Here is a 14,090-nt window from a genome sequence, read left to right on the forward strand (position 1 = left end):
GCATGGCCGACGCCCCGTCCCGCCGGGGCTAAGATGGAGGAAACCCGCAGGAAACCCCCCATGTCCGCGAACAGCGGCACCCCACCCCGCCTGCTATTGGTGGAAGACGACCCGATCAGCGCCGCCTTCATGCACGCCGCGCTCGCCGCGCTGCCGGCCGAGGTGGAACTGGCCGCCGACGGTGCGCACGCCCTCGCCGCGACCGCCACGTTCGACCTATGGCTGATCGACGCCAACCTGCCCGAGGGTAGCGGCGGTGTGCTGCTCCAGCACCTGCGCGCTCGCCATGCGCACCCGGTCGCGTTGGCGCACACGGCGGATGCCACGCCGGGCATGCGCTCGTCGCTGCTCCAGGCCGGCTTCGCCGATGTCCTGATCAAGCCGATGGGGGTACAGGCCCTGCAGCAGGCCGTGCGCGCAGCGCTCGGCGACGCGCGCCGTGACGACGCAGGCGATTGGGACGACGCCGCGGCGCTGGCGGCCTTGGGCGGTCATCGCGAACACGCAGCGCTGCTACGCCAACTGTTTCTCGCCGAGTTGCCGGCGACGCGCACCGCATGCCTCGCCAGCTTCGAGCGGAACGACGAAGCCGCACTGCGTGCGCACCTCCACCGCCTGCAGGCGAGCTGTGGCTTCGCCGGGGCACGGGTGCTGGGCGGCATCGCATCGAGGTGGCACGCATCGCCGGGAAACACGGCCGAGCGCGACGCCTTCATGGCCGCGACCGACCGCTTGCTGGCGAACCGGCAGGACTAGTCCGCCTGCGGCTCCGATGCGCGGCGCAGACGTCCCAGGTCACCGATCATTTCCCACGATTTCAGGCCACGCGGCCCCAGGTGGTGCGACAGCACGGCGCGCAGCGGCAAGCGCAGGCTGGCCAGATCGTCGGCCGACGGTCGCGTGTCGCCAGCGAGCGCCAGCAATGCCAGCCCGGTCGCTGCGCGGCTGCGCTCCTCGTGGCCACGGTCGCTGAGCAGGCGGCGCGGCCCCTGCTCGGGATCGAGTCGGTAACGTGCGGCAGGATCGATGGTCTCGCCTTCGGCATCCTCGTCGAGCGGGAATCCCACTCCCAGCGCTTCCAGCAAGTCGCGCTCGAAGCGACGCAGTGTCCAGGCCAACCCTTCCCGCAGGCGCAAGCCTTCGCGCGCATCCGCGTAGGCCTCGAACAGCGCGGGAAGCGGATCGTGCCGCGGCGCCAGCCGCAACACCAGTTCGTTGAGATAGAACGCGGCCAGCATCGCGTCGCCCGCTGGCTTCGGCGCGGCATCCAATGCTTCGGCGGCCACCAGTCGCCCCAGCTCGCCGCGCAGGTCGACATCCAGGCGGATGCATTGCAGCGGCTGCAACGCCGCGCGCAACACATGCTTCTTCGGGCCCTGCACACCGCGCGCGACCAGGCCGATGCGACCGTGCTCGTTGCCCAGCACCTCGACCAGCAGGCTGGTCTCTCGCCAGGGCCGCGCATGCAGGACGAAGGCGGTCTCGCCCGTGATGCGCATCAGCGCGTCATTCGTAACCGAAGGCCTTGAGCGCGGTCTCGTCGTCGGACCAGCCCTCGCGCACGCGCACCCAGGTCTCCAGGAAGACCTTGCGACCGAACAGGTGCTCCATCTGCTGGCGCGACTTGCTGCCGATCTCCTTCAATCGCGCGCCGCCCTTGCCGATGACGATCGCCTTCTGGCTCTCGCGCTCGACCCAGATCACCGCACCGATCCGCGCGAGTTCACCCTTGGGGGAGTCCTCGGTGGTGAATCGCTCGATCTCGACGGTGGTCGCGTAAGGCAATTCCGCACCGAGTTGGCGCATCAACTGCTCGCGCACCAGCTCGGCGGCGAGGAAGCGCTCGCTGCGATCGGTGATCTCGTCCTCACCGAACATCGGCGGCTGTTCCGGCAGCAATGCCAGGACGTCCTTGACCAGCGCCTCCAGGCCGTTGCGCTTCAACGCGGATACCGGATGCACGGCCGCGAACTCGCGCCCCTGCGCGACCTCCGAGAGGAACGGCAGCATCGCCGCCTTCTCCTTGATGCGGTCCACTTTGTTGACCACCAGCACCACCGGAATGCCGGCATCGCGCAGCACGTTGTAGGCCAGCGTGTCCTCATCGTCCCAGCGGCCCGCCTCGACGACCATCAAAGCTGCGTCGACTTCCTCCAGTGCACCGCGCGCAGCACGGTTCATCACCCGGCTCATCGCTGACGCGGAGAACTTGCCCTGCTGCTTGTGCAAGCCAGGAGTATCCACCAGCACGATCTGCCCCGCCGGCCGTTCCTTCGTTGCCGCGAACGTGGCGATGCCGAGCAGGCGGTGCCGCGTGGTCTGCGGCCTGTTGGAGGTGATGCTGACCTTGGCGCCCACCAGGGCGTTGGTCAGCGTGGATTTGCCGACGTTGGGACGGCCGATGACCGCAACGCTGCCGCTGCGGTAGGGGGAGGAGGTGCTCATCGGGGTGTACTCACTTCGAGATATCGAGCTTGTCGAGCAGCGCGGCCGCGGCCACCTGCTCGGCGTTGCGGCGGGACGTGCCCTCGCCTTCCGCCATCAATGGAGGGTCCAGTGTGGTGCACCGGGCCAGGAAGAGCTTGGCGTGGTCATCGCCGCTTTCGGAAACCAGATCGTAGACCGGCAGCGGCCGCTGGCGGCCTTGCAGCCATTCCTGCAGTCGCGTCTTGGCGTCCTTCTCCGGCCGACCGACCGGCAATGCGGCCAGCGAGGCCTCGAACCAGGGCAGCACGACACCGCGACAACCCTCGAAACCGGCGTCGAGATAGATGGCGGCGACCACCGCCTCGAGCGCATCAGCGAGAATCGAATCGCGGCGATGGCCGCCGGACTTCATCTCGCCGGGCCCCATCGTCAGACGCTCGCCCAACTGAAGTTCACGGGCGATGACGGCCAGCGCGGCCTCGCGCACCAACTCGGCACGAGCGCGGGTCAGCGCCCCTTCGTCGGCTTTGGGCCAGCGCTGGAAAAGCGCTTCGGCGACCAACAGGTTGACGACGCTGTCGCCGAGGAATTCCAACCGCTCGTTATGCGGCGCCCCTGCACTTCTATGCGTCAGGGCCTGCGCAAGCAGGCCCTGGTCGGCGAAGACATGGCCGATGCGGTCAACCGCCAAATGCTTATTCCGGCGCGCGGCGCGTCAGGTCCTGCGACGCATCGAACTTGCCGACCACGTCGAGGTTACCCACCAGCGGACGCCGGACCTCGTAGTTGACGCTCATTTTCCAGCCGCCTTCCATCCGTTCGATCTTGACGTTGGCGGGCTTCACGTTCTCGGAGTAGTTGATGTACAGCCGGCGGAAGAACAGGTCCTGGATCCTGGCCGGATCCATGTCGGACACGCCGGCTTCCGTGGAAAGACCCTTCAGGGCGGTCTTCACGGAGTAGTACTCCTGGTACATCGGGAACAACCGCATGGCGATGAAGGCCGCAAAGCCCACCACCACCAGCACCATCAGGAACCCCAACAACGTCATGCCACCTTGGTTGCGCTTCATTGCCATTCCCCCATGCCCCGTTGGACGTTCAATTGTTATTCGATGCCGTTGCCGATACGCGAGGCATCGAAGCCATTCTTGCAGACCCAGCCCTCGCAATTCAGCCAGACCAGGAAGGCCTTGCCGCGGAGATTCTCCTCCGGGAGGAAATGGTAGTCCCAGAACCGGCCGTCCAGGCTGTTGTCGCGGTTGTCGCCCATCACGAAATAGCGGCCTGGCGGCACGATCCAGTCGCCTTCGCCGCCACCCGGGGGCGGAACGCCGACGGTTTCCAGCACCGTGTGGGGACGTCCCGGCAGCTCTTCGCGCAGCAGCGTCGCGCCAGGCGCTTCCGTGTTGCCGCCCGTGCCCTCGTAGGGCCCCAGCGTCTGGTACTTCAGGGGTTGGCCGTTCAGGTAGACCGTATCGCCATGGAAACCGATCTTGTCGCCCGGCAGGCCGATCACGCGCTTGATCCAGTTGTTTTCCGGATCGTGCGGCGGCTTGAACACCACCACGTCGCCCCGGGCGGGCTCGCCGATGGCCAGGAATTTCTGGTTCGTGATCGGCAGGCGCAAGCCGTAGGAGAACTTGTTGACCAGGATGAAGTCGCCGATCAACAGGTTCGGCATCATCGAGCTCGACGGGATCTTGTAGGGCTCGGCAATGAAGCTGCGCAGCACCAGGACCACCGCCAGCACCGGAAAGAAGGAGCGCGAGTAGTCGACCAGCACCGGCTCCTCGTCCAGCAATCCCCCCTTGGCCTTGCGGCGCTTGGCGAAGAACAGCGCGTCCAGCAGCCACACGGCGCCGCTGACGAGCGTGGCGCCCACCAGCAGCGATTCGAACCAGGTCATCAAACTCATTGAGCTTCCTTTGGGTTGCACTTGGCGGCAGCGCGGCGACGCGCCTGCGCCCCTACCGGAACCGGATTACTTGCTGTCCACCTGCAGCACCGCCAGGAAGGCTTCCTGCGGAATCTCCACGCGGCCGACCTGCTTCATCCGCTTCTTGCCCTCTTTCTGCTTCTCGAGGAGCTTCTTCTTGCGGGTGATGTCGCCACCATAGCACTTGGCCAACACGTTCTTGCGCATCGCCTTGACCGTGCTGCGCGCGATGATCTGAGAACCGACCGCGGCCTGGATCGCCACGTCGAACATCTGCCGCGGGATCAGCTCCTTCATCTTTTCGCACAGCTCGCGACCGCGCCGGTCGGCGTGGCTGCGGTGCACGATCAGGCTGAGCGCATCGACCTTGTCCCCGTTGATCAGCGTATCCAACCGCACGAACGGGCCGGGCTGGAAGCGCAGGAACGAATAGTCCAGCGATGCGTAGCCGCGGCTGACCGATTTCAGCTTGTCGAAGAAATCCAGCACCACTTCGGCCATCGGCAGCTCGTAGCTGATCTGCACCTGGCTGGCCAGGTACTGGATGCCGATCTGCACGCCGCGCTTCTCTTCGCACAGCTTGATGATGGCGCCGATGTAGGTCTCGGGGGTGAGGATATTGGCGCGGATGATGGGCTCGCGCACCTCGTCGATCAGGTTGGACTGCGGCAGTTTGGCCGGGTTGTCCAGCGAAAGTACCGTGCCATCGGTCTTGAGGACTTCATACACGACGGTCGGGGCCGTGCTGATCAGGTCCAGGTCGTACTCGCGCTCCAGGCGCTCCTGCACGATCTCCATGTGGAGCATGCCGAGGAAGCCGCAACGGAAGCCGAAGCCCATGGCTTCGGAGCTTTCCGGTTCGAAGCGCAGCGCGGCGTCGTTCAGGCGTAGCTTTTCCAGCGCCTCGCGCAGCGCCGGGTAGTCCTCGGCGTTCACCGGGAACAGGCCCGCGAACACGCGCGGCTGCATTTCCTGGAAACCGGGCAGCGGGCCCGGCGCGGGATCCGCGGCCAGGGTGAGGGTGTCGCCGACCGGCGCACCGTGGACGTCCTTGATCGACGCGGTGATCCAGCCCACCTCGCCCGCGCCGAGCTTCTTCAGCTCCTTGCGCTTGGGGGTGAACACGCCGACCTTGTCCACCTCGTGGGTGCGGCCGGTGGACATCACCAGGATCTTGCTCTTCGGGCCGATCTCGCCCTGCATCACGCGCACCAGCGAGACCACGCCCAGGTAGTTGTCGAACCAGGAGTCGATGATCAGCGCCTGCAGCTTGTCGGTGTCGCGCGGCTCCGGCGGCGGGATGCGCTGGACGATGGCTTCCAGCACGAGGTCGACGTTGAGGCCGGTCTTGGCGCTGACCGCGACGGCGTCGTCGGCGTCGATGCCGATGACGGCTTCGATCTCGGCCTTGGCGCGTTCGGTGTCGGCGGTCGGCAGGTCGATCTTGTTCAGCACCGGCACCACTTCCAACCCCTGCTCCACTGCCGTGTAGCAGTTGGCGACGGATTGCGCTTCCACGCCCTGCGCGGCGTCCACCACCAGCAAGGCGCCTTCGCAGGCGGCCAGCGAGCGGCTGACTTCGTAGGAGAAGTCGACGTGGCCGGGCGTATCGATGAAGTTGAGCTGGTAGACCTGCCCGTCCTTCGCCTTGTAAGGCAGGGACACGGACTGGGCCTTGATGGTGATGCCGCGCTCGCGCTCGATGGGATTGGAGTCGAGCACCTGCGCTTCCATCTCGCGGGCCTCGAGGCCGCCGCAAAGCTGGATGATGCGGTCGGCCAGGGTCGATTTGCCGTGGTCGACGTGCGCGATGATCGAGAAGTTGCGGATATTCCGCATGGAATCAGAAGACATGGGGGGCGGCGGCCTGTGCCGTCGTCAGGAATAACGGGACATTATCGCACGCCCGCCGGCACATCTCGCCGTTCTGGCGTCCTGGACCGGGTCGCCCCGAGTGCTCGGGGGACCCGGTGAGGGGCCGGGTCAGGATTTGTCGATGGTGACGGCGAGGAAACGCGTGCCGAAACTGGGGTGCCGGACAAGCAGCATCACCGTATCGCCGACCTTTGCACGGGCAAGCTCACGATCCAACGCCGCAGGGCTGTCCACCCTGGTCCTGCCCACCTGCAGGATGGCCATGCCGGGGGCGAGACCGGCCTCTCGTGCCGAAGCGCTCTCGACACGGCTCACAAGCACGCCGTCGCCGTTCTCGATGCCGAGCCGCTTGCGGGCAGTGGCGTCCATCGCCTGCGACTGGATACCCAGGGGGTTGCTTCCCGCTGGTGCGGCCGATGGCGCAGGCGCGGCACGCGGTGCACCCGCCATGTCGTCAGGCTCTTCGAGCGCACTCAGGGTTACCTTCACGTCCCGCGGCTTGCCATCGCGGATCACCGTCACCGTCGCCTTGCTGCCGGCGGGCAACGGGCCCACCAGCGGTGGCAGATCCTCGCGGGTGCCGATCTTGCGACCATTGAACGCCGTGATGACGTCACCGGGCACGATGCCTGCCTTCTCCGCGCCACTGCCCGGCTGCACCGTGGAAACCAGCGCGCCGTTGGCGTCGGGCAGGTCCAAACCCTTCACTTCGTCCGGCCCGATGTTCTGCATGCTGACACCCAGCATCGCCCGACTGACCTTCCCGCCGGATTTCAGCTGCTCCACCGCGCTCATCGCGAGGTCGATCGGTATGGCGAAGCTGATACCCATGTAGCCGCCCGACACCGAGAAGATCTGCGAGTTGATGCCCACCACCTCGCCGCGGGTATTGAGCAGCGGACCACCCGAATTGCCCTGGTTGATCGCCACGTCGGTCTGGATGAACGGCACATAGCGCTGCTCGGGGGAGGCGCTGCGGCCGACGGCGCTGACGATGCCGGCGGTGACCGAGTGGTCCAGTCCCAGCGGCGAACCGATCGCGACCACCCATTGGCCGGGCTTCAGCGCCGCCGAACTGCCGATGCGCACCGTGTGCAGACCCTTGGCATCGACCTTCAGCAGGGCGACGTCGTACTGCTGGTCGCTGCCCACCACCTTGGCGGTCAGTTCGCGGCGATCCGGCAGGGTGACCTTCACTTCGTCCGCGCCATCCACCACGTGATGGTTGGTCAGCACATAGCCGTCGGCCGAAATGACGAAGCCCGACCCGATCGACGTGCCACCGCGGCGCTGCGGCCCCTGCCCGGGGCCCGGCATCTCGAAGCCCGGCGGCAGCATGCGGCGGAAGATTTCCGGGATATCGCCTTCTTCGGCCTGGGCGCTGGCGCGCGTGCCGATCTTGGCTTCGACGTTCACCACCCCCGGACCCACCTGCTCGACCAGCTGGGTGAAGTCCGGCAGGCCGGTCACCAGTTGCGGGGCGGCGGACTGGGCGGCGGCTGGCGCAGCGGTCGCGACCGGGGCGGGCGCCTCGGCCTGCTGCGCGCAGGCGGCCAGCGGCGTGGTCAGCATCAGCAGGGTCAACAGACCATGACGGGCGTGGGGAGTCATCGAACGCAAGCCTCGATAGGAAGAAGGAACACGGGGAGGGACGCCGGCGACGGCCGGCGCCCGGGGGACTTACTCGCGCGGCGCGTCGGCAGGCAGCTCGACCGGCGGCGCCTGCTGCAGGCGCGGTTCGAACGGATAGAACGTCCGGCCCGCGGACTCACTGCTGTAGCCGGTCGTCAGGGCGCCCGTCGCCGAGGGATAGGAGGACAGCGCGGAGCGCGGCCACGGGCGTGCCGGCACCGCGGACGCATCCTGGGACGGATGGGAGAACGGGTTGGCCGGGGCATGCACGGGCGTTGCCGCCAAGGCGTTCGTGGTATTGCCCGCAGCGGACAACGTACCGGTCGCGCGACGGGGCGCGTCCGTACTGGCCACGCGCTGCGCGGACCGGGCGGCCTGCTGGTTGCGGGTGGCGCTGCGACGGGTTGCGTTGTCCTGGCGGCGCGGCAGGCTGGCGGCAGCGACGACGGCCGCAGCGGCGTAGGCCTCTGCATCGGGTGCCGGAGCCGACGGGTTCTGGGTCGGGACCACGGACGGTGTGGCCTGCGCCGATGCAACCTGGGCATCCTCACCGGCCGGCGCCGGCTGCGGTCCCTGCTGGCGGGCCATGAACAAGGCGACCAGCGCGACGGACGCCGCGAGCGCACCACCGCCCCAGCGGGCCAGCAGGTTGCGCGACCGGCCGGCCGAGGCTTGCGCGGCGACCGGCGCCGCGGCGGACTCGGCCGCGACGGCCTTTGCCACGCGCTCGGCGAACCCGGTGGGCGCCGGAGCACGGCCTTGCCCACGCAACACGTCGCCGCACAGCTGCCAGCGTTCCCAGCAGCCGGCCAGGTCCTGGTCATGCTGCAGGCGACGCAGCAGGAAGCGGGCTTCGTCCGCCACCAACTCGCCGTCCATCAGGGCGGAGAGTTGCTGGCGATGGTGGATGTCGAGCTTGTCGATGGTCTGAATCTCGTTGCGGGCAGTCATGAGCGGGCACGCTCCCGGGTTGTGTCGGTGTCCAGCAGGGGACGCATCTGTTCGTCGATGGCTTCGCGCGCCCGGAAGATGCGCGAACGCACCGTCCCGATCGGGCAATCCATCTTCTGCGCGATCTCCTCGTAACTCAGCCCTTCCACCTCGCGCAGGGTGATGGCGGTGCGCAGTTCTTCCGGCAACGCGTCGACGGCCTTCATCACCGTGGCCTCCAGCTCCTGGCGCATCAGTTCGCGCTCGGGCGTGTCGGTGTCGCGCAGCCGGGCGCCGATGTCGTACTGCTCGGCGTCGGCGGCATCCACGTCGTCCGTGGGGGGACGGCGGTTGTGTGCGACCAGGTGGTTCTTGGCGGTATTCACGGCGATACGGTGCAGCCACGTATAGAACTGGGAATCGCCCCGGAAGTTTCCGAGCGCACGATATGCGCGCAGGAACGTCTCCTGGGCCACGTCCTGGCACTCGCTCCAGTCATGGACGTACCGCCCGATCAGCGCCACCACGCGATGCTGGTACTTGCGCACCAGCAGGTCGAAGGCCGCGCTGTCGCCGCGTTGCACGCGCCTGACCAGCTCGAGGTCCAGCTCCTGGGTTGGATCTGTTTCGGCCATGCCGGGCCGCACTCCTGTCGGCTCGGCGGTGGCCGTGCCCTGTGACCGCGCTAGCGGGGGAAAGTTCAACGCCTTGTCCAAACCGTTGCCCTATCAAGAATTTAACCAAGGCAGCAGGAACATCCCCCTGCCGCCGGTCACGCCCATGACGACGTTTCAACGGATATGTGGATTTGACGTGGGTTAAACAACCTCGGGATGATAGCGGCCTTATCCATACGTCAACGGATGGTCCTGCATGGCCGCGAACTTCGATGGGCTGCGATTCAGTCACTGGCAGACCGAGCTGCGCGAGGACGGCATCGTGGTGCTGGCGTTCGATCGCCAGGGCGCGAGCGTCAACGCCTTCTCGCAGGACGTGCTGATCGAACTGGCCGACATCATCGAACGCCTGGCCATCGATCCGCCCAAGGGTGTGGTGCTGCGCTCGGCGAAGGCCTCGGGCTTCATCGCCGGCGCCGACCTGAAGGAGTTCCAGGAGTTCGACCGGAAGGGGACCGTCAACGACGCGATCCGCCGTGGCCAGGCCGTGTTCCAGAAACTCGCCGAACTGCCCTGCCCCACGGTCTCCGCGATCCACGGCTTCTGCATGGGCGGCGGCACCGAGATTTCGCTGGCCTGCGATTACCGCGTGGCCAGCAGCGATCCGTCCACCCGCATCGGCCTGCCCGAAGTGAAGCTCGGCATCTTCCCCGGCTGGGGCGGCAGTGCGCGCCTGCCGCGCCTGGTAGGCGCGCCGAAGGCGATGGACATGATGCTTACCGGCCGCACGCTGTCGGCCAGTTCGGCCAAGGCGATGGGTCTGGTCGACAAGATCGCCGAGCCGGCCGTGCTGATCGACGCCGCCGTCGCATTGATCGCTTCGCGCCCGCAACGCCCGTTCAAGCAGCGCTTCACCGGCTGGATCAGCAACAGCTGGCTCGCGCGCCAACTGCTGGCGCCGCAGATGCTCAAGCAGGTCGCACGCAAGGCGCCCAAGGCGCACTACCCCGCACCGTACGCACTGATCAACGTCTGGAAGACCGCTGGCGGCAAGGGCATCCAGGCGCGCCTGGATGCCGAGCGCAAGGCGGTGGTGAAGCTGGCCGGCACGCCGACCGCGCGCAACCTCATCCGCATCTTCTTCCTCACCGAGCGCCTGAAGGGCCTCGGCGGCAAAGACCATGGCATCGCGAACGTGCATGTCGTCGGTGCCGGCGTGATGGGCGGCGACATCGCGGCGTGGTCCGCCTACAAGGGATTCAACGTCACCCTGCAGGACCGTGAGCAGCGCTTCATCGATGGCGCGCTCTCGCGTGCGCAGGAATTGTTCGCCAAGAAGGTGAAGGACGAGAGCAAGCGCCCCGCCGTGGCCGCGCGCCTGAAGGGCGACCTGGCCGGCGACGGCGTGCCGCAGGCCGACCTGGTGATCGAGGCGATCATCGAGAACCCCGAAGCCAAGCGCGACCTCTACCAGACCGTCGAGCCGCGCCTGAAGACGGATGCGCTGCTGACCACGAATACCTCGTCGATTCCGTTGACGGAATTGCGCGAGCACATCCAGCGTCCAGCGCAGTTCGCCGGCCTGCATTACTTCAACCCGGTGGCGCTGATGCCGCTGGTGGAGATCGTGCAGCACGACGCGCTGGACGAAGCGAACGTCAAACGCCTTGCCGCGTTCTGCAAGGCGCTGGACAAGTTCCCGGTGCCGGTCGCCGGCACGCCGGGCTTCCTGGTCAACCGCGTGCTGTTCCCGTACATGCTGGAAGCCGCGACCGCCTATGCCGAAGGTATTCCCGGTCCCGTGATCGACAAGGCCGCGGTGAAGTTCGGCATGCCGATGGGCCCGATCGAACTGATCGACACCGTGGGCCTGGACGTGGCGCAGGGCGTGGGCGCGGAACTGTCGCCCTTCCTTGGCCTGCAACTGCCCGCGGCGCTGGCGACGGTGGAACCCGGCAAGCGCGGCAAGAAGGACGGCCAGGGCCTCTACAAATGGGAGAACGGCAAGGCGGTGAAGCCGCAGGTGCCGTCCGACTACAAGGCACCGGACGATCTGGAAGACCGCCTGATCCTGCCGCTGCTCAACGAAGCGGTCGCCTGCCTGCACGACGGCGTGGTCGCCGATGCCGACCTGCTCGATGCCGGCGTGATCTTCGGCACCGGCTTCGCTCCGTTCCGCGGCGGCCCGATCGAGCACGTGAAGGCGGTCGGCCCCGACGCATTGCTGGAAAAGCTCAAGGCGCTGCAGGCGCGCCACGGCGACCGCTTCGCGCCGCGTCCGGGCTGGGACAACCCGGCGTTGCGCACGCCCACCGTCTGATCCGGCACGAAGATCATGCCTCTGACGTCTCTATTGCTCGCGCTGATGCTCGGCGCCTCGCCGGTGGCCGCCACGCCGGACGCCGCCCTGCTGTCCGGTCTGCTGGAAGTGCACGAGCGCGACGGCGGTTGCAGCGGCGAGGCGAACACCGACCTGAGCGTGCAGGTCGACGGCACGCGTACGACCTTCGAACAGGATGTCTGGCTGTCCGCGCGCGAATCGCTGGACCCGATGGACGTCCTGGAGGTCAAGCGGGAAGGCAGCGTGCTGAGCGCGACGGTGAACGTCCACGTCGCCCCGATCGAACCCGGCCGCCCGGTGCCCGCGTGCATCCGGCCGGTCAACGTGCGCCTGCACGTCGACGGCCTTCCGCCGGGCGACTACACGTTGCAGCTGAAGCGCGCGGAATCCTGATACGGCGCACTGGGCGGCGGATCAGCCGCCCGGCAGCGTCTGGGTCATCACCCAGTCTTCCTTGGGGTCGTCGCCCACGTAGAAGATCGAACGGCCCACGATCTGGAAGCCGTGCTTGCGGTAGAAGCGGATCGCCTGCGCCGATTCCTGCCAGACATTGAGCCACACCGAACGCGACTTGCGCAGTTGGGCCGCCGCCAGCAGGTGCGACACCAGCACCGCCGCGATGCCCTGCCCGTGGAAGGCTTCATCCAGGTAGATGCGACCCAGTTCCACCGTCGGACGCAGCAGCACTTCGGCCGGCGGCACCGTGCCCCAGCGCAGTTGGGCGAAGCCGGCCCACACGCCGTCATGCTCGACGATCAGGGTGAGCGTGTCGGGGTCGCGGATTTCCTGTGCCTGGCGCTCTGGCGTGTACACCGTATCGAGGAACGCGGCCACGTTCTCCGGCGTACTGCAGTGGCCGTTGGCAGCCACGAAGGTGCGCCGCATCATCGCCGAGAGCTCGGCGGCTTCATTCGCCCGCGCGGGGCGGACCACGGTACCGGCCTTCATGCCGCGAGCGATGTCCCTGTTGCCATCCATGCCGATGACAACGCGTGCCGCAGGCGGGAAAGGCCACGCTCCGATGCCGCGCGTTCAGCGCCGCGTGTAAACCTCGGGCGGCGCGCGCAACGGACGCCGGGCGGCCGCGTCGTCGTCCAGTGTGCCCAGTTGCGCGGCGAAGTCGGCCAAGCGGGCCCAGACATAGGGCTGGAGATCGTCGGGGGCCGCGTCATAGACCTGACGCCACAGCTGATCCATGAACACGCGCGGGTCCTCCCGCATCGCACCGCGTTCGATGCGCTCGCCTGCAAGGGCCAGGACGGCCCGGATGTCGGCCAACGTGTCCATGGCCGCAGGGTAAGGGCCCCGCATGCCGGTTGTGTTACACGAAATCCGTTCATCCGACGACCGGTCCGGTTCCGTGAACGCGGTTACGGTTCTGCGCCGTCACTGCGCCGGTGGGGCTGCTTCGGGAACAGCCAAAGCATCGCGCGCCGGTAGCCCTCGCCGATGCTGGCGGCGTGGGTGCCGCCCTCGATCTCCAGCAGCGTGGTCTGCCACGGCACGTCGGCGCGCGCCGACCAGTCCGCGACCCATTCGCGGGCGAGCTGCCGGCGCCCTTCGTCCTCACGCGTGCCGCTGACCATCGCCACTTTCAGGTCGTTCCGCGCATGCGGCGCGGCCGGCGCGAACAACTGCTCCCGGGCCGGGCCGCGCGCCGGATTGCTGGCGATGCGGCCCCAGAACAGATCCGGCGCCTCGCGCGCCGACCACAGCACGAAATAACCGCCGCGCGACTGCCCCAGCAGGATCCTGCGCGTGGGATCGGCGGCATGGCGATGTTCCACCTCGGGGATCACCTGGTCGCGCAGGAACGCCAGGAACCCCGGCGCACCACCCTGCTCGGCCGTGGCGTCGGCACCGGGCGCGGTGAAGTCGGTATTGCGCTTGTTGATGGCCGGGTCGAAACCGCCGTACGCGATGCCGACCACGATGGCCTCGGGCAGTTTCTCGTCGTAGTGCAGGAACAGGTGCGTCGGCGCCAGCAACGGAAACAGGCTGTCGCCATCCAGCAGGTAGACCACCGGGTAGCGCGTCGGCGCAGCCGCGTCGTACCCCTCGGGGAGCCGCACGTAGATGTGGTGCACGCGGCCGGAGCCATGATCGGTCAGCGGGAAGTAATCGCCGGTCAACGCAGGCAGATGCTCCAGCGGTACGTGCTCCTTCGCGTTCCCACCGGGCGTGGCGGGCGGAACCGCCCACGCCGATGGCATCGCGATCATCAGCCACCCCACGAGCAGAGCGGTCATGCAGCGGATCATGGGCATCTCCCTCGCGCCCGCGTCCTGCGGGCGGCCCCATTCTCGCAGCATCGTCCGCGTGCGGGCGC

The 14,090-nt window shown here is 67.7% G+C and carries 15 protein-coding genes; 3 read left to right on the forward strand and 12 right to left on the reverse strand.

Annotated features, from left to right (window positions below):
- The first annotated feature begins 60 nt into the window (after window positions 1–60).
- A complete protein-coding gene (locus tag ACSION_RS13290; RefSeq protein ID WP_435306277.1) occupies window positions 61–756 on the forward strand; it encodes a response regulator in 696 nt (231 codons plus the stop codon).
- Here the strand turns inward: ACSION_RS13290 and recO are convergent.
- The 9 genes from recO to rpoE form a co-directional block, all read right to left on the reverse strand.
- The gene (gene recO, locus ACSION_RS13295; protein WP_435306278.1) at window positions 753–1,499 is read right to left on the reverse strand and encodes a DNA repair protein RecO; all 747 of its coding nucleotides are present in this window, start codon (window positions 1,497–1,499) and stop codon (window positions 753–755) included. The two genes, ACSION_RS13290 and recO, sit on opposite strands and share 4 nt — an antisense overlap.
- A gap of 7 nt (window positions 1,500–1,506) precedes the next feature.
- On the reverse strand, window positions 1,507–2,445 hold the full coding sequence (gene era / locus ACSION_RS13300) for a GTPase Era (protein ID WP_435306279.1): 939 nt from the start codon (window positions 2,443–2,445) through the stop codon (window positions 1,507–1,509).
- A gap of 10 nt (window positions 2,446–2,455) precedes the next feature.
- The gene (gene rnc / locus ACSION_RS13305; RefSeq protein WP_435306280.1) at window positions 2,456–3,118 is read right to left on the reverse strand and encodes a ribonuclease III; all 663 of its coding nucleotides are present in this window, start codon (window positions 3,116–3,118) and stop codon (window positions 2,456–2,458) included.
- Window positions 3,119–3,122: 4 nt separating this feature from the next.
- A complete protein-coding gene (locus ACSION_RS13310; RefSeq protein ID WP_435306281.1) occupies window positions 3,123–3,500 on the reverse strand; it encodes a DUF4845 domain-containing protein in 378 nt (125 codons plus the stop codon).
- A gap of 35 nt (window positions 3,501–3,535) precedes the next feature.
- The gene (gene lepB, locus ACSION_RS13315; protein ID WP_435306713.1) at window positions 3,536–4,336 is read right to left on the reverse strand and encodes a signal peptidase I; all 801 of its coding nucleotides are present in this window, start codon (window positions 4,334–4,336) and stop codon (window positions 3,536–3,538) included.
- A 75-nt stretch (window positions 4,337–4,411) separates the two neighbouring features.
- On the reverse strand, window positions 4,412–6,220 hold the full coding sequence (gene lepA, locus ACSION_RS13320) for a translation elongation factor 4 (protein ID WP_435306282.1): 1,809 nt from the start codon (window positions 6,218–6,220) through the stop codon (window positions 4,412–4,414).
- Window positions 6,221–6,349: 129 nt separating this feature from the next.
- Window positions 6,350–7,852 carry a Do family serine endopeptidase gene (locus ACSION_RS13325; RefSeq protein WP_435306283.1) on the reverse strand — a complete coding sequence of 501 codons (1,503 nt, stop codon included), beginning with the start codon at window positions 7,850–7,852 and terminating at the stop codon, window positions 6,350–6,352.
- Between the two features lie 69 nt (window positions 7,853–7,921).
- Complete coding sequence (locus ACSION_RS13330) at window positions 7,922–8,824, reverse strand: RseA family anti-sigma factor (RefSeq protein ID WP_435306284.1); 903 nt, start codon at window positions 8,822–8,824, stop codon at window positions 7,922–7,924.
- Window positions 8,821–9,438, reverse strand: a complete 618-nt coding sequence (gene rpoE / locus ACSION_RS13335) for an RNA polymerase sigma factor RpoE (RefSeq protein WP_093486659.1) — start codon at window positions 9,436–9,438, stop codon at window positions 8,821–8,823. Before rpoE ends, ACSION_RS13330 begins: the two co-directional genes overlap by 4 nt.
- Window positions 9,439–9,676: 238 nt before the next feature.
- On the opposite strand from rpoE, the gene ACSION_RS13340 reads away from it, so the two are divergent.
- Both ACSION_RS13340 and ACSION_RS13345 read left to right on the forward strand, forming a co-directional pair.
- Complete coding sequence (locus ACSION_RS13340; protein ID WP_435306285.1) at window positions 9,677–11,740, forward strand: 3-hydroxyacyl-CoA dehydrogenase NAD-binding domain-containing protein; 2,064 nt, start codon at window positions 9,677–9,679, stop codon at window positions 11,738–11,740.
- Window positions 11,741–11,755: 15 nt separating this feature from the next.
- A complete protein-coding gene (locus tag ACSION_RS13345; protein WP_435306286.1) occupies window positions 11,756–12,154 on the forward strand; it encodes a hypothetical protein in 399 nt (132 codons plus the stop codon).
- A 21-nt stretch (window positions 12,155–12,175) separates the two neighbouring features.
- Here ACSION_RS13345 and ACSION_RS13350 read toward each other — a convergent pair whose 3' ends face one another.
- The 3 genes from ACSION_RS13350 to ACSION_RS13360 all read right to left on the reverse strand — a co-directional run bounded on the left by ACSION_RS13350 (window position 12,176) and on the right by ACSION_RS13360 (window position 14,010).
- Entirely contained in the window at window positions 12,176–12,739 is a 564-nt protein-coding gene (locus ACSION_RS13350; RefSeq protein WP_104367904.1) for a GNAT family N-acetyltransferase, read from the reverse strand.
- A gap of 54 nt (window positions 12,740–12,793) precedes the next feature.
- On the reverse strand, window positions 12,794–13,048 hold the full coding sequence (locus ACSION_RS13355; RefSeq protein ID WP_435306287.1) for a hypothetical protein: 255 nt from the start codon (window positions 13,046–13,048) through the stop codon (window positions 12,794–12,796).
- An 83-nt stretch (window positions 13,049–13,131) separates the two neighbouring features.
- Complete coding sequence (locus ACSION_RS13360; protein WP_435306288.1) at window positions 13,132–14,010, reverse strand: alpha/beta hydrolase; 879 nt, start codon at window positions 14,008–14,010, stop codon at window positions 13,132–13,134.
- Window positions 14,011–14,090 lie beyond the last annotated feature (80 nt).

The organism is Pseudoxanthomonas sp. LjRoot125 (genome assembly GCF_964252705.1).
Taxonomy (GTDB): Bacteria; Pseudomonadota; Gammaproteobacteria; order Xanthomonadales; family Xanthomonadaceae; genus Pseudoxanthomonas_A.